The organism is Pseudomonas sp. N-137 (genome assembly GCF_034555295.1).
In the GTDB taxonomy this organism is placed as follows: Bacteria; Pseudomonadota; Gammaproteobacteria; order Pseudomonadales; family Pseudomonadaceae; genus Aquipseudomonas; species Aquipseudomonas rhizophila.
Genome location: NZ_JAXUDQ010000031.1, coordinates 66115 through 86214, shown reverse-complemented (window position 1 = coordinate 86214; position 20100 = coordinate 66115). Strand labels below are relative to the sequence as shown.

13 protein-coding genes are annotated in these 20100 nt (G+C 61.3%); 3 read left to right on the top strand and 10 right to left on the bottom strand.

Features of this window, described 5'->3' with window-relative positions; translation table 11 throughout:
• Nucleotides 1-12: 12 nt before the first annotated feature.
• Nucleotides 13-1266 (bottom strand): serine hydroxymethyltransferase, encoded by a 1254-nt coding sequence (glyA, locus tag T3A99_RS26040; protein WP_047228145.1) that lies wholly within the window; start codon nt 1264-1266, stop codon nt 13-15.
• Nucleotides 1267-1608: 342 nt separating this feature from the next.
• Nucleotides 1609-2313: a TraX family protein gene (locus tag T3A99_RS26035; RefSeq protein ID WP_076383400.1), complete on the bottom strand. Its 705-nt coding sequence runs from the start codon at nt 2311-2313 to the stop codon at nt 1609-1611.
• 195 nt (nt 2314-2508) lie between these two features.
• Here T3A99_RS26035 and T3A99_RS26030 point away from each other — a divergent pair, with 195 nt between their 5' ends.
• The gene (locus tag T3A99_RS26030) at nt 2509-3549 is read left to right on the top strand and encodes a threonine aldolase family protein (protein ID WP_047228147.1); all 1041 of its coding nucleotides are present in this window, start codon (nt 2509-2511) and stop codon (nt 3547-3549) included.
• Between the two features lie 236 nt (nt 3550-3785).
• Entirely contained in the window at nt 3786-4319 is a 534-nt protein-coding gene (locus tag T3A99_RS26025) for an REP-associated tyrosine transposase (protein WP_047228157.1), read from the top strand.
• Between the two features lie 172 nt (nt 4320-4491).
• Here T3A99_RS26025 and gbcB read toward each other — a convergent pair whose 3' ends face one another.
• Complete coding sequence (gene gbcB / locus T3A99_RS26020) at nt 4492-5592, bottom strand: glycine-betaine demethylase subunit GbcB (protein ID WP_047228148.1); 1101 nt, start codon at nt 5590-5592, stop codon at nt 4492-4494.
• 282 nt (nt 5593-5874) lie between these two features.
• On the opposite strand from gbcB, the gene gbcA reads away from it, so the two are divergent.
• Nucleotides 5875-7170, top strand: coding sequence for a glycine-betaine demethylase subunit GbcA (gene gbcA / locus T3A99_RS26015; protein WP_047228149.1), 1296 nt, complete (start codon nt 5875-5877; stop codon nt 7168-7170).
• A 107-nt stretch (nt 7171-7277) separates the two neighbouring features.
• On the opposite strand, the gene T3A99_RS26010 is transcribed toward gbcA, so the two are convergent.
• From T3A99_RS26010 to dgcB, 7 genes are all read right to left on the bottom strand, one after another.
• Nucleotides 7278-8522: a metallophosphoesterase gene (locus T3A99_RS26010; RefSeq protein ID WP_322834950.1), complete on the bottom strand. Its 1245-nt coding sequence runs from the start codon at nt 8520-8522 to the stop codon at nt 7278-7280.
• Nucleotides 8523-8549: 27 nt separating this feature from the next.
• Nucleotides 8550-10418 (bottom strand): hypothetical protein, encoded by a 1869-nt coding sequence (locus T3A99_RS26005; RefSeq protein WP_047228151.1) that lies wholly within the window; start codon nt 10416-10418, stop codon nt 8550-8552.
• Nucleotides 10419-10581: 163 nt separating this feature from the next.
• Nucleotides 10582-14034 (bottom strand): GMC oxidoreductase, encoded by a 3453-nt coding sequence (locus T3A99_RS26000; RefSeq protein ID WP_047228152.1) that lies wholly within the window; start codon nt 14032-14034, stop codon nt 10582-10584.
• Nucleotides 14035-15171: 1137 nt separating this feature from the next.
• Complete coding sequence (locus tag T3A99_RS25995; protein ID WP_047230578.1) at nt 15172-15738, bottom strand: GNAT family N-acetyltransferase; 567 nt, start codon at nt 15736-15738, stop codon at nt 15172-15174.
• Nucleotides 15739-16067: 329 nt separating this feature from the next.
• A complete protein-coding gene (locus tag T3A99_RS25990; RefSeq protein ID WP_047230385.1) occupies nt 16068-16838 on the bottom strand; it encodes an electron transfer flavoprotein subunit beta in 771 nt (256 codons plus the stop codon).
• A gap of 15 nt (nt 16839-16853) precedes the next feature.
• Nucleotides 16854-18074, bottom strand: coding sequence for an electron transfer flavoprotein subunit alpha/FixB family protein (locus tag T3A99_RS25985; protein ID WP_322834949.1), 1221 nt, complete (start codon nt 18072-18074; stop codon nt 16854-16856).
• On the bottom strand, nt 18074-20038 hold the full coding sequence (gene dgcB, locus T3A99_RS25980; RefSeq protein ID WP_047230383.1) for a dimethylglycine demethylation protein DgcB: 1965 nt from the start codon (nt 20036-20038) through the stop codon (nt 18074-18076). The genes T3A99_RS25985 and dgcB overlap by 1 nt, the downstream gene beginning before the upstream one ends.
• Nucleotides 20039-20100 lie beyond the last annotated feature (62 nt).

Here is a 20100-nt window from a genome sequence, read left to right as displayed (position 1 = left end):
TCCAAAACCGACTCAGCGATAAACCGGGAAGTCCGCGCACAGCGCCGCCACTTGCTGGGCAACATTGGCCTCGACATCGGCGTCGCCGAGATTGTCGAGGATGTCGCAGATCCAGCCGGCCAGCGTCACGCACTGGGTGACCTTGAAGCCGCGCGTGGTCACCGCCGGGGTGCCGATGCGCAGGCCCGAGGTCACGAACGGCGATTGCGGGTCGTTCGGCACGGCATTCTTGTTGACGGTGATGTGCGCGCGGCCCAGGGCGGCGTCGGCGTCCTTGCCGGTCAGGCCCTGACGGATCAGGCTGACCAGGAACAGGTGGTTATCGGTGCCGCCGGACACTACATCGTAGCCGCGCTTGATGAACACGCCAGCCATGGCCTGGGCGTTATCGATTACTTGCTGCTGGTAGGCCTTGAAGCCTGGCTCCGCCGCTTCCTTGAAGCACACCGCCTTGCCGGCGATGACGTGCATCAGCGGACCGCCCTGGGCACCGGGGAATACCGCAGCGTTGAGCTTCTTCTCGATCTCTTCGTTGGCCTTGGCCAGGATCAGGCCGCCACGCGGACCGCGCAGGGTCTTGTGAGTGGTGGTGGTGACCACGTCGGCGTAAGGCAGTGGGTTCGGGTACAGACCGGCAGCGACCAGACCGGCGACGTGGGCCATGTCGACGAACAGCAGGGCACCGACCTTGTCGGCGATCTGGCGGAAACGTGGGAAATCCAGGGTCTTGGAGTAGGCCGAGAAGCCGGCGACGATCATCTTCGGCTTGTGCTCGACCGCCAGGCGCTCGACTTCGTCGTAGTCGATCAGGCCGGTGGTGGTGTCGATGCCGTACTGAACCGCGTTGTAGAGCTTGCCCGAAGACGACACCTTGGCACCGTGGGTCAGGTGACCGCCGTGGGCCAGGCTCATGCCCAGGATGGTATCGCCGGCCTGTAGCAAGGCCAGGTACACGGCGCTGTTGGCCGAAGAACCGGAGTGCGGCTGGACGTTGGCGTAATCGGCACCGAACAACTGCTTGGCGCGCTCGATAGCCAGGGCCTCGACTTTGTCGACGTGCTCGCAGCCACCGTAGTAGCGCTTGCCCGGATAACCTTCGGCGTATTTGTTGGTCAGGCCGCTGCCCTGGGCCTGCATCACACGTTTGCTGGTGTAGTTCTCTGACGCGATCAGCTCGATGTGATCTTCCTGGCGTTGCTCCTCGGCATTCATCGCCGCCAGCAGTGCATCGTCGTAACCCTGGATCTGGTCTTGCTTGCTGAACATCGCGTCTCTCCCAGCGGCGGCGGTGCGCCTTTCGTCTCGGTGAGGCACTGACCACCGTTCGGTCGTGCCCTTTGGAAGCGATGGTATGGCCGGCGCAGGCAGGTCAAATGCCTATGGACGCCACGCAAAGGTGCGTTTACGACATGCGTTCAAAGAGTCGGAGAACAAGGCCTGTGGAACAGCCCTATGGGAGCAAGGCTTGTGGGATAACACTGTGGGAGCAAAGCTTGCTCGCGATCCAGGCGCCTCAGTCCATGGGAGACCGCGTCGCTTTCATCGCGGGCAAGCCTTGCTCCCACAGGGTTATCCCAGTGTCATCCCACAGGCCTTGCTCCCATAGGGCTATGCGGCGATCTGGCGAACCGCGAGCAACAGCAGGAAATGCGCGGGATACAGACCGTAGGCCCAGCGCCGCATGGGCGGCGGATGAAAACGACCAGCGTGTCGCAAAAGCACCAGCCCAAGCCATGGCGCAAACAGACACGCCACCAACCCGCCGATCGCCACCGCATCCCCCAGCCAGGCCGCGCCATACAGCACCCGCCACTGGTTGGCCGCCAGGCACACCAAGCCTGGCAACAACGCGAAATACCAGGGCCGGCGAAATACCAGCAACATCGCCAGCGGCAGCAGGACGCCGAAAAAACCGAACATCAGCCGCGAGGAAAACAGCGCCGCCAGCAGCAACGCCCCCGCCGCCAGCAAACGCGCTTCCAGCGTATGGGTTTGCCAACTACGCGCCACCAGCAACCCGAGGGTCAGGGTCGGCAGCACGTTCAAGGTAGCTGGCACAGGAATAAACAACCGATAAGGAATTTCGCTCACTGAGCTGAACAGCAACAGCCAGCCCAGGTAACGCCATGAGCTCGCACTGGCCCCGTTGCGCGCCAGGTTCGCCGCCATCGCCAGGCAGAACCAGGGAAACGCCAGACGTCCCGGCACATACAACCAATCGGCGGAGTAACCGACATATCGCAGATGATCGAGCACCATCGCCAACAGAGCCAACCACTTGAGCAGGTCCAAGGCTCCGTCACGTCGGTTCATGGGTACAGCCGCCCTAGGGTGTTGTGAGTTTCTGACAGAAACATCCAGTGTGTTCCCCCGCGAATCTTGGGTAAAGTGCGCACCACTATCGACCACCGCGTGCCGGACTCAAAGCACGTCGGACCACGGAATTCTCCATCCGGGAATTCTGTCAGGGATCTCTTACCCAGGACTCTCTATTTCAGGAGCAAGGCCATGACCGACAAGAGTCAACAATTCGCCAGCGACAACTATTCCGGCATTTGCCCCGAAGCCTGGGCGGCCATGGAAGAAGCCAACCAGGGTCATCAGCGGGCCTACGGCGATGATGAGTGGACCCACCGCGCGGCGGATGATTTCCGTGCCTTGTTCGAAACCGACTGCGAAGTATTCTTCGCGTTCAACGGCACCGCGGCCAACTCCCTGGCGCTGTCCTCGCTGTGCCAGAGTTACCACAGCGTGATCTGCTCGGAAACCGCCCACGTCGAAACCGACGAATGCGGCGCGCCGGAGTTCTTTTCCAATGGTTCCAAGCTGCTGGTGGCGCGCACCGAAAATGGCAAGCTGACCCCGGACTCGATCCGCGAGATCGCCCTCAAGCGCCAGGACATCCACTACCCCAAGCCCCGCGTTGTGACCCTGACCCAGGCCACGGAAGTTGGCAGCGTCTATACCCCGGAAGAAATCCGCGCCATCAGCGCCACCTGCAAGGAACTGGGGCTGAACCTGCACATGGACGGCGCACGATTCTCCAACGCCTGCGCCTTCCTCGGCTGCTCACCGGCAGACCTGACCTGGAAAGCCGGGGTGGATGTGCTGTGCTTTGGCGGGACGAAGAACGGCATGGCGGTGGGTGAAGCGATCCTGTTCTTCAACCACGACCTGGCAGAAGACTTCGACTATCGCTGCAAACAGGCCGGGCAGTTGGCCTCGAAGATGCGCTTTCTCTCGGCGCCCTGGGTCGGCCTGCTGCAAAACGACGCCTGGCTCAAGCACGCCCGGCACGCCAACCACTGCGCCCAACTGCTGGCGCAACTGGTGAGCGACATCCCAGGCGTGGAACTCATGTTCCCGGTCCAGGCCAACGGCGTATTCCTGCAACTCTCGGAACCGGCCATCGCCGCGCTGACCGCCAAGGGCTGGCGCTTCTACACCTTCATCGGCAAGGGCGGCGCGCGGTTCATGTGCTCGTGGGACACCGAAGAAGCGCGAGTGCGGGAATTGGCGGTGGATATTCGGGAAGTGATGAGCGCCTGAGGCAACGACTGACATGATGATCGTTCCCACGCTCTGCGTGGGAACGCCTCTACGGACGCTCCGCGTTCGGCTCTTGGGGACGCAGAGCGTCCCTGGCTGCATTCCCACGCAGGAGCGTGGGAATGATCATCGAGGGTGTGCGGACTATTCCCACCCGCCTCGTGCCCTCTTCGTCTATCGCCAAACGTCTCGAAGACTGCAACATGGTCATTCCCCGCAGCAAAGGAATGCATCCCATGGGCCGGAGCCGCTACGCCATCACCGAACCCGACAAGCCCCACTTTCTCACCTGCACATTGATGGAATGGCTGCCGCTGTTCATTCGCCCCTACCTCGTCGATCACTTGCTCGGATGCTGGCGCTATCAGCAAACCCATCAGAATTTGCAACTGTTCGGCTATGTCGTTCTGGAAAACCATCTGCATTTCGTTGCCCAGGCTCCGAACCTGAGCAAGTGTCTGCGTCAGTTCAAATCCTTTACGGCACGCCAGATTATCGACGACCTGCAAAGCAAAGGCGCTGAGCGAGCTTTGCAACGCCTGCGGTTCAGCAAACGAGCCCATAAGCAGGACAGGGTTTATCAGCTCTGGCAAGAAGGCTCACACGCGGAGCAGATTTATAGCGAAACGGTAATGCGCCAGAAGCTGGACTACATCCATTTCAACCCGGTGAAACGTGGATATGTGGAATTACCGGAACATTGGCGCTATTCCAGTGCGCGTAATTATGCGGGAATGGAAGGGTTGATTGAGATTCAGCGGTGGTATTAGCCCATAGACAGCAGACTGCGACGAAGCTGGGACGCAAAGCGTCCCTGGTTGCATTCCCACGCAGGAGCGTGGGAATGATCAGGTCGCGATGGCTGTGAAATCGATCGTTCCTCACGCTCTGCGTGGGAATGCAGCCCGGGACGCTCCGCGCTCCCCTTGCGCCGAGCATGTGTCAGAACTCGATCCGCACATCCCCCTTCGGCACGCTGCAGCACGACAGGATGTAACCTTCGGCCTCGTCGTCTTCGGTGATACCGCCGTTGTGATCCATCTCCACTTCCCCGCCCAGTTTCAAAACCTTGCAGGTGCCGCAGATGCCCATACCGCAGGCCTTGGGAATCATCATGCCGAGCTTGGCGGCGGCGGCGTGGACGGTTTCTCCCGGCCCCACGCGAATACTCTTGCCAGAGGCGGTGAACTCCACCAGATGTAGGTCCGCCACATCGACTTCCGGGGCGTCCGCAGCCTGTTCGGCCTGTTCCACCGCGTCGGCGCGGGCTTCCGGTGGCGTGGCGCCGAAGGACTCCTCGTGGTAACGCGTCATGTCGAAGCCAGCGGCTTCCAGCAGGCGCTTGACCGCGTTCATGTAGGGCGTCGGGCCACAGCAAAACACTTCGCGCTCCAGGAAGTCCGGCGCCATCAGCTCCAGCATCTTGTGGTTCAGATAGCCGCGATACCCGGCCCAAGGCTCGCCCAGCCCATGTTTTTCGCAGATCAGGTGCAGGTTGAAGTTATCGATCCGCGACGCCATGTGTTCCAGCTCGCGGTGATAGATGATGTCCTTGGGCGAGCGGGCGCTGTGGATAAACACCATGTCGACGTTGGCATTGGTGTCGTAGTACCAGCGCGCCATGGACATCACCGGCGTGATGCCGACACCGCCACTGAGGTAAAGCACCTTGGGGTTGGAGAAGTCGATGGCATTGAACAGGCCGACCGGCCCGTGCACCGCCAGCTCCTGGCCTTCGTGCAGGGTGTCGTGCAGCCAGTTGGAAACCTTGCCCCCCGGTACGCGCTTGATGGTCACCGAAAAACTGTAGGGCACCGACGGCGAGCTGGAGATGGTGTAGGAGCGCATGATCGGCTGACCTTCGATTTCAAGCTCCAGGGTGACGAATTGCCCCGGCTTGAAAAAGAACAGAATCGGCTGATCAGCCATGAAACAAAAGGTGCGCACATCCCAGGTTTCCTGGATGACTTTGACGCAACGGACAATGTGACGACCATTGGCCCAGGTCTGTGTGGTTACCGGGTTCAGGAAGCTGTTGGACATGCTGATCTCCACGGCCGACTGTCGGCCTCTTATGAGGCGATTCTGCGTATAGCGCGAATCGCCCATTTACCTATCTGCGACATTCACATGCTTACCGCGACCAGCCCCCAACGACCGGACCTTGCGCGTCGGGAACAGATTGGGCCATGTCGCCCATGGATAAGGTTCGCCCCCTGCGCGGCCCCACACTCGCCCCAACAGATAAATAATATTTTCTGCCTTGCGTAGCACATTTGATTAGCCACTTTCGCCGGCCACGTAGAGGGCCATGAGGATAAAACGATGGACGTCACCGCAACCCTGAGCCTGGGCGATCCGCTGGAACCCGCACGCAAGGCCACCGCGCAAATGCTGCAGGAACGCGAGCGCACTTTCTCGCTGCCGCAGCCGTTCTACTCCGATGAGCGCCTGTTTGATATCGACATGCAGGAAATCTTCCAGAAGGAATGGTTGATCGCCGGCATGACCTGCGAAATTCCGACCAAGGGCAACTACCTGACCCTGCAGGTTGGCAAGAACCCGATCATCGTGATTCGCGGCGCCGACGGCGTGGTGCATGCGTTCCACAACGTCTGCCGGCACCGGGGCTCGCGGCTGTGCACCAGCGACAAGGGCAAGGTCGCCAAGCTGGTCTGCCATTACCACCAGTGGACCTACGAGCTGGACGGTCGCCTATTGTTCGCCGGCACCGAAATGGGCGCCGATTTCGACATGAACCAGTACGGCTTGAAGCCAGTGAACGTGAAGACCGCCGGTGGCTACATCTTCATCAGCCTGGCGGAGAACCCACCGGCCATCGACGACTTCCTGGCGACCTTGACCCATTACATGGAACCCTATGACATGGAAAACACCAAGGTGGCGGTGCAAACCACCTTGATGGAAAAAGCCAACTGGAAGCTGGTGCTGGAAAACAACCGTGAGTGCTACCACTGCGGCGGCGCGCACCCGGAACTGCTCAAGACCCTGCTGGAATGGGACGACGTCACCGACCCACGGGCCGACCAGGCATTCAAGGACCATGTAGCGGCCTCCGCCGCAGCCTGGGAAGCCGAGAAAATCCCTTACGCCCACGCCAGTTTCGGCCTGCGCAACCGTATCGTGCGCATGCCGCTGCTCAAGGGCACCGTGTCGATGACCATGGACGGCAAGCAGGGCTGCGCCAAACTGATGGGCCGCATCAAGAACCCGGACCTGGGCTCGATGCGTATCCTGCACCTGCCCCACTCGTGGAACCACTGCATGGGCGACCACATCATCGTGTTCACTGTGTGGCCGATCAGCGCCCAGGAGACCATGGTCACCACCAAGTGGATCGTACACAAGGACGCGGTCGAAGGCGTGGACTACGACGTGGCACGCATGCGCCAGGTCTGGGACGCCACCAACGACCAGGACCGTCGCCTGGCCGAAGAAAACCAGCGCGGCATCAACTCCACCGCCTACCAGCCAGGCCCGTACTCCAAGACTTATGAGTTCGGCGTGGTGAACTTCGTCGACTGGTACAGCGAGCGCATGCTCAACAACCTGGGGGCGGAACCTGCGCCGTACCTCAAGGGCGTTCCGGTCCAGGGCTGACAGCAAAAGCATCGCGAGCAGGCTCGCTCCCACAAAGGATCTTTGGCGCACCGAAGATCAAATGTGGGAGCGAGCCTGCTCGCGATAGCGGCCTCACATTCACCCGATTACTGTGAAGACCACCGCACCGACCCATCCTCCCCATAAAACGTCTCGACAATCTCCTCCCCCACCAGCCGCACCTTCACATACCCGTTCAACACCCGTTCCGGGTACGCCTCATCCCCCGCCAGTTGCGTTTCCGACCACATCACCCCGGCATGTCCGTTCAACTCGCTGGTGGTGCCGTAGGGAATCGCTCCGTGCCCGGCACAGCGTGCGTGTAGCCCGCCTTGGGGCGCGTAGCAGATGCCATTGTGCAGATGCCCCCAATACCAGTAGTCCGGCTCACGCCCCAGGGCATCGCAGACCGGTTGGTAAAGCGCGGTCTTGTGGTGCCCGGAAATATCGAAGCCCTGGTGATGGCTGAGCACCATCAGCTTTTTGCGCTTGGGCAGGCTTTTCATCCAGTCGATCTGTTGCGCGTTGAGGGTGCCATCCATGTACAGATTCATCGCGTCCGAGGCGTAGGCACTGTCGAGGCCGACCACCAGCCAATCGTCGTTGTACAGGGCAAAGTAACTGGTGCCCTGTTGCACCGGGAAACGCTTGGCCAGCTCCTTGAAATAACCGTGGGCGCCGCTGTACATCTCGTGGTTGGAATTGAGCGTGAACGAGCCGTGCTTGCCCTGGGGCCAGCCGACCATGTCGACGTCCTCCTGGGAATGGGTGCCGGCGTAATACACATCGCCCAGATGGATGGTGAAGTCGGCCTCGGCCAGTTGCATCTGATTGGCGACAGCCACGGCCGGAGCATGACTGTCGAACGGTCCGGTGCCCCAGTCGCCGGCAATCGCCAACACCACGTCGCTGTCCATTTTCACCAGTGCCGGGTTAGTGGCGAACGGCGCGTGATGGCGCAGGTTCTCGATCCACTTGAGCAACGCCTCACTCCACAACAGGTCGAGCAACTCCCATTTGCGGCAACCGAGCAAGGTGCCGTCCTTGAGCACGCGGGTCGGCAGCTCGTCCTCGGTTTGCGGCAAGGCGCTGGCATTGCCAATCTTCAGGATCGAAAGACCGTGGGCCAGCTCCCACGGCACGGCCGGTTCGTCATCCGGCAGGTCGCCGTGATCGATGACGTGCCGGGCCTGATCGTGGCCACGCTGGAGCAGCTTGACGATGGCCTCGAACTCTTCGGGCTCCAGGTCGTTGACGAGTTTTTTCCAGGACATCTCCAGCCGCGTGACCAACCCGTGCAGGCGGACTTTGACCTTGTCGAACTCATGTTCCCAATGGTGCAGTAATGACATGTGAACGCTCCTTCGCAGTGCCCTGGGCTACAGGGTTTTCATGAATTCGATCAGGGCCCGTTTGTCGACATCCGACAACTGCGTGCCATACAGGTGGCCGCCGTTGTGGTTGCCTTCCAGGCGGGTGTCGTATTTGAAATCCGCCGACGCCTTCATCTGCGCGCCGCTGGTGATGAAGCCGACCTTCTCCTGGTCGTAGATATCGGAGCCGGTGTAGAACACTTGCGGCCGCAACTCGGGCGGTTGCAACAAGTCCCACAGGGTCGGCACCGAGCCGTTGTGCAGGTACGGCGCCCTTAGCCAGATGCCGTCGGTGGGGGTGTTGCTGTAGCTCTGGGTCTTGCGGTACGCGCCGAAGTCGAACGGCGGTTTCTTGAAGCCGTGGAACGCCGTCACCAGCCCGACGGTGAAGGAGTTCAGGCGATGGGGATCGGTGCCCAACTGGTCGATGTTGGTAGTGACCTGTCCTGTGTCGGCACGGCCGAAGTCGTGGCAAGCGGCACAGTTCTGCTCCCAGATCGGTTTGCCCTGGGCGACTTTCGCCTGGTCCAGGGCGAACGGCCACGCCGGCGCCTTGTGGCCCAGCAGCCAATTGGTCACCCGGTTGAAACTCGGCGGCAGCACCGATTGCGGTGTCGCGCCCACGGCCATGGCCGCCGCGTAGTTGCGTTCGTGAATCTTGTTGTTATTGCCGTCCCAATGCAGATACATCGACTCACGGGGTTTCTGGTTCCAGACCTGCGGCAAGTCCACGGTGCCGATGGTGGAGTCATCCGGGAAGCCGAACACCACCATTTTGGTCGGGTTGAAGGTATCGGTCCGCCCCGGACCTTGGGCCGGGCGCAGTTTCTGCCAGGCGTAGGCCTGCTTCTGCTTGAGTAGCCCACTCTTGGCCATCGGGATGATCAGGTAACGGTTGTACAGTTTTTCGAAAAAGCCCAGCTGGAACTTGCTGTTGATCGCCGCCATGACCGCATCTGGGGTGAATTTCGGGTCGCTGGCACAATCGTAGGCAAACCACTGGAAGGCCTGCAGTTGCAGGGTGTTGGCCGGCGCGCTGGCGACCGGAACCGCTACGTCACTGGCATTGGCCCGGTACGAGCCGGTGTGGCACAGCGCGCAGTTCGGCTCCACGGTGGGGTAGCCCAGTTGCCGCTTGGCCATGCCGATCGGCAGGTCGTTGCCGTTCTCGTAGAGAAACCCGAACACCTCGTAACCGCCGGGCTTGGGCAGTTTTTCCGGGCACATCTGCGGCAGCACGGCGAACAGGTAATAAGGGATCCGCGCTTCGATGCCCAGGCCGATGGCGGCGTATTTGTAGTGGTCCTCGTCGGAAGCGAAGTCTGGCTGGGGCACCTCTCGTATCATCTGGTACCAGGTCTGGTAGCCGATGAAACCCAGCAGCAATACCACCACCAGCGTGCCGACCTTGAAACCATGACTGTGCCAGCGCCGCGCCCAGCCGGCGCGCCACTCCCGCCAACCGGCGCAGAGCAAGGCCAGTGGACGATGGGCCACCGGGCTGCCCAGGTACAGCAGCACGCCCAGAATCAGGAACATGCTCAAGTCGCCCATCAACATCGGCACGAACAACTGACCCTGGTTGTTAGTGTTGATCAGGTAGATCCAGAACACCACCGCCACCAGCCGCGACAGCACGCACAACCACGAATGCACCACGAAACGCGGCGCGTTGAACCCCGAGGGCATGTAGAACAGGCTGATCCCCACCAGCAACATGCCGGTGTTTTCCAGCCAGGGATCGGACAGCACGGGCGGCAGGCCGAGCATGGACGTCAGCAACGCCGGCGCGAACAGCGCCGGAATCGCGAAGACCATGTTCATCACAATGCCCACCCAGATGATGCGTTGGAACCAACGGATGTAAGTGTTCATGGCATCCTTTTCCTTATTCTTGACCCTCGAGATGCGGCGCTCTGGCGACCGCCATCGCGAGCAAGCTCGCTCCCACACTGGATATGTGGCGTGCACGAATTCAGCGGCGCATAGCCCCCTGTGGGAGCGAGCTTGCTCGCGATGCAGTCGACTCGGTCTTGCGTCAACCGAGCGCCGTCTTCTCCAGGTGTTCAAGGATGATCGGGTACACATCCACCACCGCATCCTTGCCAAAAATGCAGTCGATGTGGCCGTAGCCCGGCACTTCGTGACGGCTGAACAGTTGCGGGCCGTGCATATCGCACAGTCGCTCGTACGTCTTGAGGGTGCTTTGAGGGAGGTAGCACTGGTTCTCGGCGCCGCTGATGAAGCAGATCGGCAATTTCAACCGATCGAAATGCGGCATGTAGACGTCGTTGCCCTTGAAGTCCACCAGGTGCCCCTTGCGCACGATCAGCGCCAGGTGCTCGAAGGTCTGGATGTTCGACTCACCGAACAATTCATGCAGGTTGTCGTGCAGGGTTTCGTTGAGGGTGTCGTGGCGGTACAGCGACGCATACATGAACGTGATGCGGTGGCAGACCGGGTTGGTGCAATAGCCTTGGGCCTCGATCCGGGCATAACCGTTGAGGGCCTTGTCGTAGAGTTTGTTGAACCAGCTTTCCTTGGTGTCGGCGTAGGCCGTGAGGGACTTGATGCCGATGGCATCGAGCATCCCTGGCAAATGCAAACCGGCCTTCAGTCCGGTGGCGGTGGCGACCACCGTGTCGGCGGCAATCTGTGAGCAGACCACCGAGCGAACCCCTTGCAGCCCCGCCAGCATCGACATGAAGAACGTCGTCGCACCGTAGCAATGCACCACGCACTGCACGTCACGGGCCAGCGTGGCCTGCTGGATCTGCTCGATAGCAGCCTTGAAGTCGTACTGGGCCACCTGGTCGCCGTTCCATTCATGCTTGCTGGCCGGCAGCAGGATGCTCACCCGCAAGTCCAGCAACCAGACGTCGTACTCGTGCTTGCACAGGTACTCCAGCAAGTTGGTCTGGATGGTGTCGGTGGAGAAAATATTCGACCCCACCCCCAGGCCATGCACCAGCATCACCGGGCCTTTGCTGCCCGCTTGATAGCGAGTCAGGCGTAGCTCGACGTTGTCCTCGGTCTGGAAGAAATGCACGGTCGGCGCCGGTGCGTCCAGCGGCCGCTTGCTGCGAGGCGGCGCGTCCGGATTGAAGTACACATCGCCAGCGAACACCCCGCCGTAGCTCTCCCACAAAATGCCGGCGAAGAACTTGCCGAAGCGGGCCAACGCTTCCACTCGCTCACGCTCGTTACGTGCGTTGAGCACTTTCATGGTGGTCATCTGCTTGGCGAAGTCGGCCGGCAGAATGTGCATCACCCCCGAGCCGATGACCTCGCCGCTCTTGTCCGGCCCGCGATACAGCGTGACATAGAGCGTGCTGGTGTCATGCCAGATGTTCAGCACCCCGTTGTCCTCGGGCACGGTCTTGAAGGCGCTGAAGTAATAATCGCTGCCATCCTCGGCGGTCAGTTTCATGTCGTAGTTCATGTGCCGCACATCCACCTGTTCCTGGTATTGCTCGAACAGGTTGAATACTCCGTTGCTGGCGACCAGCGGCTTGGGCGAAAGCATCGGCGCATCCAGCGTACCCACCAGGGTGGCGGCGTGTTCCGGTTCCTTGATCAGGCGATTGAGGTCGGCGGCGGTGATGGTCAGGGTGAATTCGATGGGCGAGTTATCGGCTTTGCCGCGCTTGGCCGCGGCTTCGTAAAGCGAAAGATCAGTGCCCTGAGGCTGGGTGAAGGCTGTGGAAAAGTAGCCCTTCATGGTTTCAGTGAACTGCACGCCAAGGGTCGGCGCCGCCACCGGTTTGCGCGGGGCCGAAGGCAGGGTGTAGTCGATGATCCAGCCACGATCGGCCGCCAGCAGCCCCATGTTGCGCTCGCTCACCGCCGAGATGGTCAACAACGGGTTCACCGCCAGGGAAGTCGGGATCACCGCACCGTCCGTCACGTACAGACCGGGATAGACATCCGTCCCGCTGGCACCACTGAATACCTGGCCCTTGTGGTTGACCACGCCTTGCGTCGCGTCTTCCCCCATCACGCAGCCGCCCAAGGGATGGACCGAAACGATGCTGTGCTTGAGCAGCTTGGTCCAGATCGGATTCTCGACCCAGATCCCGCCCAACGCCTTGGTGCTCTGGTGCAAACGCTCATTGCCCAGGGTCACGTTTTCCTGCTCGCCGACGCCGGGCCAGTCGATGCGCAGCTGGTCCTTGTTGTCGAGCACCATGCGCCCTTTGCCGTTGTCGTGACTCATGATCAGGTACGTCTGCATGTTATGCAGCGCGCCGTAGTACGGGCCGCGCAGAAAGCTCTCGGCTTCCCGGGCCTTGTACTTGAGGCTGGCACCCAGGCCCGTGTCGGTGGGCACGCCGATCATCCCGGCGAACGCCGCCATGCTCGGCACCATGGGCCGACCGAGTGCGCCGGGGATCGAGCCTTCCTCGATGACCATGCGGCTGCGCCAGTCACCCTCGGTACGCATGTCGATGATCGAGGTGATGCACGGTCCCACCGGCTCCAGCTCCTTGGCCGAGTGGGCGCCGAAACCGATACCGTTGATGGTCTGGTCGCAGTTGTGGCCAAACCCGAGGATGTCGCCGTTGCCGCTCATGTTCTCGCCCAGTTGACTGGACATCGACAGGCCTTTGTCCCGGGAACGCAGCATGATCTCGGTAGAGCCCAGGGTGCCGGCGGACACCACCACGATGTCGGCGCGCACGAACAGGGTTGGCGCCGAGAACAACTCGCGACCGCTGTCCAGGTACTGGAAATGCACGATCCAGCCGTCGCCGTCGCGCTCCAGGTGCCGCACCTGGGCCTGACAGAAAATCTCCGCACCATGGTTCCAGGCATCCGGCAGGTAATTCATCAGCGTGGTGTTCTTGGCCTTGTTGTTACAGCCAGAGACGCAATCCCCACAGCCGTTGCACGGCAACTGCTCGACGCCGACATGGTTCAGATTGTTGGGCAACTTGTCGAATGTCACGTTGATGGGCGGTTTGTAGAAATGTGCGTCCTGCTTGAGATAACTCGCCGACTTGCGGTTGGCGTCGAGCTTGGGCAGGTTCGGCGCCGCATCTGGGTAGGGGTTGGGCTTGAGCATTTCCCGAGCCCGCGCATAACCGTCCTTGAGCAGCGTATCGCAATGGTCACGCACCGCCTGCGGCCAGCGCGAGTCCTCGAACACACCGGGCTCCGGCTCCAGCGAAACGTTGGCGTTGATCAGCGAAGTGCCGCCCAGGCCGCAACCGACCACCACGTTCTGCTGGGCGTTGACGTGCAGGTCGAACAGTCCGGTGCGCGACCCGATGTGACCGTCCGGGTCATGCACCTGCAACTCTTCGGTGGCCGCAAGCATGGTGTTGGGGTATTCGCCGGGCTGGATCTCCCGGCCCCGCTCCAGCAGACAAACCTTGCGCCCAGCCCGGGACAGGCGTGACGCAGCAATGCCACCGCCGTAGCCGGAACCAATGACGATAACGTCGTAATGCTCCTTGATTTCGCTAATGGGGGTCGAGATCCGGGTCATGTTCAAGTCCTCTCAGGCAGATGGGGCAACTCTGCGGTTGCCTGCAAATCGACAGGCGCACGAACGCCTGGCCACTATCCCGTACGGGTTGGAGCGGCAGTCAACGGTGTTACAGGGGAAACTCAGGGCTCAACGAGGCGCTATAGACGCGCACGCTGATTGGTGGCACGACGACGTCTGCGTTTGGGTAACCGGGTGGGAGGGGTCGGAGTACAGGTCGGAGTACAGGTCGCAGCCGAGATCGGGTACCAGCAGGGGGGCTTGCTATCCATCATGCGTTCTCCCTGAACCAGATGTGGATAAAGTGGCGGTGTCCTTGTGCCATGAGTGAAGACAGCTGCCAGGGCCACGTCAAGGTGGATCCTTAGAACTGTATGAAATTTGATCTATAGCGTCTGGGCCTATACCCGCCGTGGCTCTTACGCTTTCGCAAACAAGTTATCCACATGTCCACCCACAGCTAATGGGGACAAGTGCCTCATTGCGACTGATTTTTTTAAGTAAAAGCTAAAGAAAAACCGTGACTTATGAACAAAGAGCGTTTCCTTTCCATATAGGTCAAAAACTGATCAGCCACCTGAAAGCCTTGTCTAGCCTGGCTTCTGGAGGAGAGCGAACACCTTATCCACAGAAGCGCCAACAGTGTTTGGGGGTAATTCTGACGGTTCTGTGGAAAACCGCGACTATGGCCGGTAAATCGAGGTTTTAGCGGAATTTTCCGGATAAAAATGATGGATTGATCATTTTATGATCAACCCCATGAAAGCCCCGTTCCGTATGGCTTGTAGAGGGTAGCGAACATCTTATCCACAGAAGCGCCAACAGAGATTGGGGGCAAGTAGCGTCCTGCGCTCACGCTTATTCACAAACAAAATCGAGGAAAAACCGTGAGTTAGGCTGGTTGTTTTTTAAGCGCAGGCTTGGGGAGCTTGATCTGCGTGGGGTGTGGCGAGGGGCGAACAGGTTATCCACAGAGCCGCGCACAGGGATTGTGGGTAAACACATAACCCCTGTGGGAGCGAGCTTGCTCGCGATGACCGACTAGCCGTCACCCTCATCGTTACCTGACAGACCGCTATCGCGAGCAAGCTCGCTCCCACAGAGGGCTATTGGCTCCAGAACAACCCGCCGTAATGGTTAAGGCCGATGCATCAAATACGCCTCCCCCGTCACCCGAATCAGCGGATGCGGGACGACCTGGCAGGTTTTGACGATGCCAAAACCGTGGCGCTCATAAAAGCGCCGGGCGCCGGTGTTCGCTGCGTAGTCGATCAAACTGAGGCCTTTGAGCGCCAGTTGATCGGCACGTTGTTGCGCTCGCTCGAGAAAGCGCACGCCGAGCCCCTTGTTACGCCACCCTTCATGCAGGGCCAGGCTCGATATATAGAGGGTATCGGGGACTTCCATGTCGGCGTAGGGCGCCAGGATCGGATCAGTGACGGGAGTCGCCAGCGGATCCTCACGCGTCACGTAACAATGCATCATGCCGATGACCTGTCCGCCGGCTTCTGCAATAAGGCAGTTCTGGTAGGAAAAATCGACATCCTCACGGGCATAGCGAGCAGCCCCTACCTCCAGCAGATCCTGCCCGGGCTCCGCCAGCTGGCTCCAGATGTAATCCGACGCGCCCTCTGAGGAAATCCGGAACAGACGAGCGATCTCCCGTGTATCCGTGGGCAACGCCGGACGAAATTCAACTTCCATTGATGTGGCTCCATTAGCTATCAAATAGCTTTTTTTAGGCGCAGGTTTGAGTCACGACAACATGCCAGGGCAGCGGTTTTATGGCTGGATGTTGCAGCGGGTCAGATTGGACGTTTTTTGAGCGAAGGCTTGAAAGGCCTGATTTGCGCGGTGTCTGGATAGGATCGAACAGGTTATCCACAGAGGCGCGCACAGGGATTGTGGGTAAACCTCAGCCCTTGTGGGAGCGAGCCTGCTCGCGATGGGGCCATGTCAGTCAACCTGGAGGTGAATGGAAGACCGCTATCGCGAGCAGGCTCGCTCCCACAAGGGACAAGGTGAGCCTGGATTTAGCGAACCACCCCTTCCTCAATCAGCAACTTGAGGATCGCCTCGGCGCCCGCCTCCGGGCTCACGCCTTTGAGCACCTGCCCACCTCCGCCGCTGGCCTTGGCCGTGGCGGCTTTCATGCGGTCGGCGCCGCTCTTGGCCTTGATCACTTTCAGGCGTTTGGGCCGTGGTTTGGCCGGTTGCAGGGTCGCCACCGCCAACAGGGCGTCGTCGATCACCTCGACTTCTTCAGCGTGCAACGCCCCGCGTCGGGCCGGGCCGTAGGCGCTTTGCCGGGGTTTGGGGGCCGCGTTATCCACCGTGGCGAGGAACGGCAGGCGCACTTTGAGACGTCGCCGCTGGCCGCGGGGCAAGGCTTGCAGAACCAAGGCTACGCCACTGTCGATGGATTCGACCTGGGCCAACCCCACCACCAGCGGCCAGCCGAGATTTTCCGCCAGCAGGAACGGCAACATACCTGAACCTTCGCCGGTTTCCGCCTGACTGCCGGTAAGCACCACTTGGGCTCCCGCGTCGCGCAGATAATCAGTCAGGGCCGGCAGTGCGTCGGCACCTGCGGGGTTATCCAGTACGTAGAGTTCGTCCAGGCCCATGCCCAGATAGGCGCGCAGGGCCGGTTCAGCCACGTCGCCTGCGTGCAGCACTTGCAGGTCGTTGCCAGCCAGTTGCAGGCCCAGTTCCACGGCCCGCGCATCCTGCTCGGCGCGCCGGGGCCGACCGGAGGTGGGGTGGGCGCCGATGGACACCAGGCTGATCACTTGAGTACTCATGGTTGAATCCTTAGCTTAAGCCGCATCGCGCTTGGCTTCGTTGCGGTACGCCTCTACCGCCGCGATCAAGGCCTGGAGAATCGCCGCGCTGTCGCCAATCACCGACAGGTCTGCCCGTTTGATCATGTCGCAGCCCGGATCGAGGTTGATCGCCACCACCTTGTCGCAGGCGCCGATGCCCTGCAGGTGCTGGATAGCCCCGGAAATCCCCACCGCGACGTAGACCCGCGCCGTAACCCAGGTGCCGGACGCGCCAACCTGGCGATCCCGCGCCATGAAGCCATCGTCCACCGCAACCCGCGAAGCACCCTCGGTGGCGCCCAGGGCCGCAGCGGTCTGGTGGAACAGCGCCCAGTCCTTGACCCCGTTGCCGCCGGAAAAAATGAATTCGGCTTCGGCCATCGGGATTGCGCCCGGGTCCACCGCCACCGCGCCCAGGTCTTCGATGCGCGACAAGCTGCGGGCCACGCTTGTGGATAACTCCACCGGCAAGGCTTCGTGGCGGGTTTCGCTCACCGGTTCGGCGCATTCGGCCGCGGCCAGGATCAACCGCGCCAAAGGCCGCGCCAGGTCTTGCAGGCCGGCACCGGCCCGACCGATGCACTCCTCACCCTTGACCTGCCAGACCCGCGTGGCCGGGCGCTCGCCCAGGGCTGCGGCAAACCGCCGGCCCAGTTCGCCGCCACCGGTGCGGCTGTCAGGCAGCAGCCAATGGCGTGGGTTGAATTGGTTATCCACAGCCCGCAGGCCCTGGACTCGCTGTTCCGGTGCATAACCGCTGAACGCATCGCCTTCCAATACCAGCAAGCGGTCGACACCGGCCGTGGCAAAGGTGCTTTCCTTGTGCTCGCCGAACACCACCGCCAGCACCGCGCCGCCGGTACCGGCCAATTGATGGGCCAGGCCCAGCAGATCGCGGTCGTGACTGCTGAGACGACCGCCCACCATGTCCGGCACCACGCAGATATAAAACGCCGGTTGCGGCACCTGATGCAGCGGCAATTGCACTTCAGTTGCCGCGGTGCGCTTGGTCGCGCCGCCCTGCTGGGCGCCGCTGCGGTCGATACGCTTGATGCCGTTGGGGCCGATGAATCCGACACCATGAACGTTCTTGCGGATGACACCGTTGGGACCCATCCAGCTGTGCTGGACCGGTTGCATGGCCGCGTGCAGTGGGTGCAGGCGGTTACGGGCGATCCACTCGGCGCGAGGGTCGCGGCGGATGATGTCGCTCATTAGTGCACCTCCGCAGGTTCACGTTTGGCCGGAGCCGCTGGTTTGTTCGCAACCGCGTCTTCGAGCAGAGCGTCGGCCACCAGTTCAGCGATGTCCTTGATCATCGGGCGTGGCTCAACCACCCCCTCAAGCATCGCGGTGCACTGTGGACAACCCACTGCCACCAGTTCGGCGCCGGTTTCGCGGATGTCTTCCATGCGCATATCGGGGATACGCTGCTTGCCCGGAATGTCAGTGATCGGCGCGCCGCCGCCACCGCCGCAGCAACGGGAGCGGAAACCGGAACGCTGCATCTCCTTGATCTCGATGCCCAGCGCACGCAGCACCTGGCGTGGTGCCTCGTATTCGCCGTTGTAACGGCCCAGGTAGCAGGGGTCGTGATAGGTCACGCTGTCGCCCTTGTGCTGGCCGAGGTTCAGGGCGCCGGCCTCGATGACTTCTGCCAGGTAAGTGCTGTGGTGCTGCACCCGGTAGTTGCCATCGAAGGCGCCGTATTCGTTTTTCAGTACGTGGAAGCTGTGGGGGTCGCAGGTGACGATCCGGTTGAAGCTGTATTTGCCCAGGGTCTGGATGTTGCGCTTGGCCAACAGCTGGAAGGTCGCTTCATCACCCAGGCGCCGGGCCACATCGCCGCTGTCGCGCTCTTCGAGACCGAGCACGGCAAAGTCGATGTTCGCCGCCTTGAGGACTTTGACGAAGGCGCGCAAGGTGCGCTGGTTGCGCATGTCGAAGGCACCGTCGCCGACCCAGAACAGCACGTCGGTGGACTTCACCTCGCTGAGCAGGTTCAGGTTCAGGTCCGCCGCCCAGTTCATCCGCCCGCCCGGGGCGAAGCCGCCAGGGTTGTCGGTGGCGATGAGATTTTCCAGTACTTCAGCGCCCTTGTTCGGCGTGGCGCCTTTCTCCAGGGTCAGGTGACGACGCATGTCGACGATGGCATCGACGTGCTCGATCATCATCGGGCATTCCTCGACGCACGCCCGGCAAGTGGTGCAGGACCACAGCGTCTCGGCGTCCACCAGGCCGTTGACGATTGGCTGGTGTGGATTGCCGCTGTGTTCGCCCACCGGTTTACCCCTGCCGTCAAGGGATGGGTAGGGGCTGCCGGCGAATTTCGCATCGGTGCCGCCGGCCAGGCCGACGACCATGTCCTGGATGAGTTTTTTCGGGTTCAGCGGCTGGCCGGCGGCAAAGGCCGGGCACGCGGCTTCGCACTTGCCGCACTGCACGCAAGCGTCGAAACCGAGTAACTGGTTCCAGGTGAAATCCTTGGGCTTCTCAACGCCCAACGGTGCCGCGGGGTCGTTCAGGTCCAAAGGTTTGAGACCGGTTGAGCGGCCGCCACCAAAGCGTTCGGCGCGGCGGTGCCAGGCCAGGTGCAGGGCCCCGGCAAAGGCATGTTTCATCGGCCCGCCCCAGGTCATGCCGAAGAACATTTCCGACACACCCCAAAGCACGCCCAGGCCCAACAGCGCCACCAACACCCAGCCCCCGAAGTCGGCCGGCAAGATCCCGGCGACCGGCAAGGTCACCAGGAAAAAACTGATGGAGAACGCGAACAGGCTCTTGGGCAAGCGCATCCACGGCCCTTTGGACAGCCGTGACGGTGGATTGCGACGACGCAGGGCAATGAAGATCGCGCCGCTGAACATCAGCAGCGTGGCGAACAGCAAGGCATAGCCCAGAATGCGGTTCTGCAGGCCGAAACCATGCACCAGAATCGCCAGCAGCGCCGCCAGCACAAAACCACCCGCCGTGGCGACGTGGGTGTTGGCGATGTATTTGTCCCGCGCCACCACATGGTGCAAATCCACCATGTAGCGCTTGGGCATGGCGAAAAGACCACCGATCAGGTCGACCTTGGACGGTCGCCCCCGGCGCCACATGTTCACCCGCCGCAAAGCGCCAAGGACCGCAAGGCCCAGGGCAGCGAACAGCAGGATGGGAAGAAGGGTGTTCAGCATGGTGAAGCTCCCAAAGACCTCAGGTCTTGCAGGTCGAGATGCCTTACTCGGTTCCCGTGGGA

Bases quoted from the DNA above. Each gene is read 5' to 3' on its own strand.
- glyA (WP_047228145.1), bottom strand. From the start codon at position 1,266: ATGTTCAGCAAGCAAGACCAGATCCAGGGTTACGACGATGCACTGCTG.
- T3A99_RS25995 (WP_047230578.1), bottom strand. From the start codon at position 15,738: ATGGAAGTTGAATTTCGTCCGGCGTTGCCCACGGATACACGGGAGATC.
- gbcB (WP_047228148.1), bottom strand. From the start codon at position 5,592: ATGTCCAACAGCTTCCTGAACCCGGTAACCACACAGACCTGGGCCAAT.
- T3A99_RS26000 (WP_047228152.1), bottom strand. From the start codon at position 14,034: ATGACCCGGATCTCGACCCCCATTAGCGAAATCAAGGAGCATTACGAC.
- T3A99_RS26005 (WP_047228151.1), bottom strand. From the start codon at position 10,418: ATGAACACTTACATCCGTTGGTTCCAACGCATCATCTGGGTGGGCATT.
- T3A99_RS26025 (WP_047228157.1), top strand. From the start codon at position 3,786: ATGGGCCGGAGCCGCTACGCCATCACCGAACCCGACAAGCCCCACTTT.
- T3A99_RS25985 (WP_322834949.1), bottom strand. From the start codon at position 18,074: ATGAGCGACATCATCCGCCGCGACCCTCGCGCCGAGTGGATCGCCCGT.
- dgcB (WP_047230383.1), bottom strand. From the start codon at position 20,038: ATGCTGAACACCCTTCTTCCCATCCTGCTGTTCGCTGCCCTGGGCCTT.
- gbcA (WP_047228149.1), top strand. From the start codon at position 5,875: ATGGACGTCACCGCAACCCTGAGCCTGGGCGATCCGCTGGAACCCGCA.
- T3A99_RS25990 (WP_047230385.1), bottom strand. From the start codon at position 16,838: ATGAGTACTCAAGTGATCAGCCTGGTGTCCATCGGCGCCCACCCCACC.
- T3A99_RS26030 (WP_047228147.1), top strand. From the start codon at position 2,509: ATGACCGACAAGAGTCAACAATTCGCCAGCGACAACTATTCCGGCATT.
- T3A99_RS26035 (WP_076383400.1), bottom strand. From the start codon at position 2,313: ATGAACCGACGTGACGGAGCCTTGGACCTGCTCAAGTGGTTGGCTCTG.
- T3A99_RS26010 (WP_322834950.1), bottom strand. From the start codon at position 8,522: ATGTCATTACTGCACCATTGGGAACATGAGTTCGACAAGGTCAAAGTC.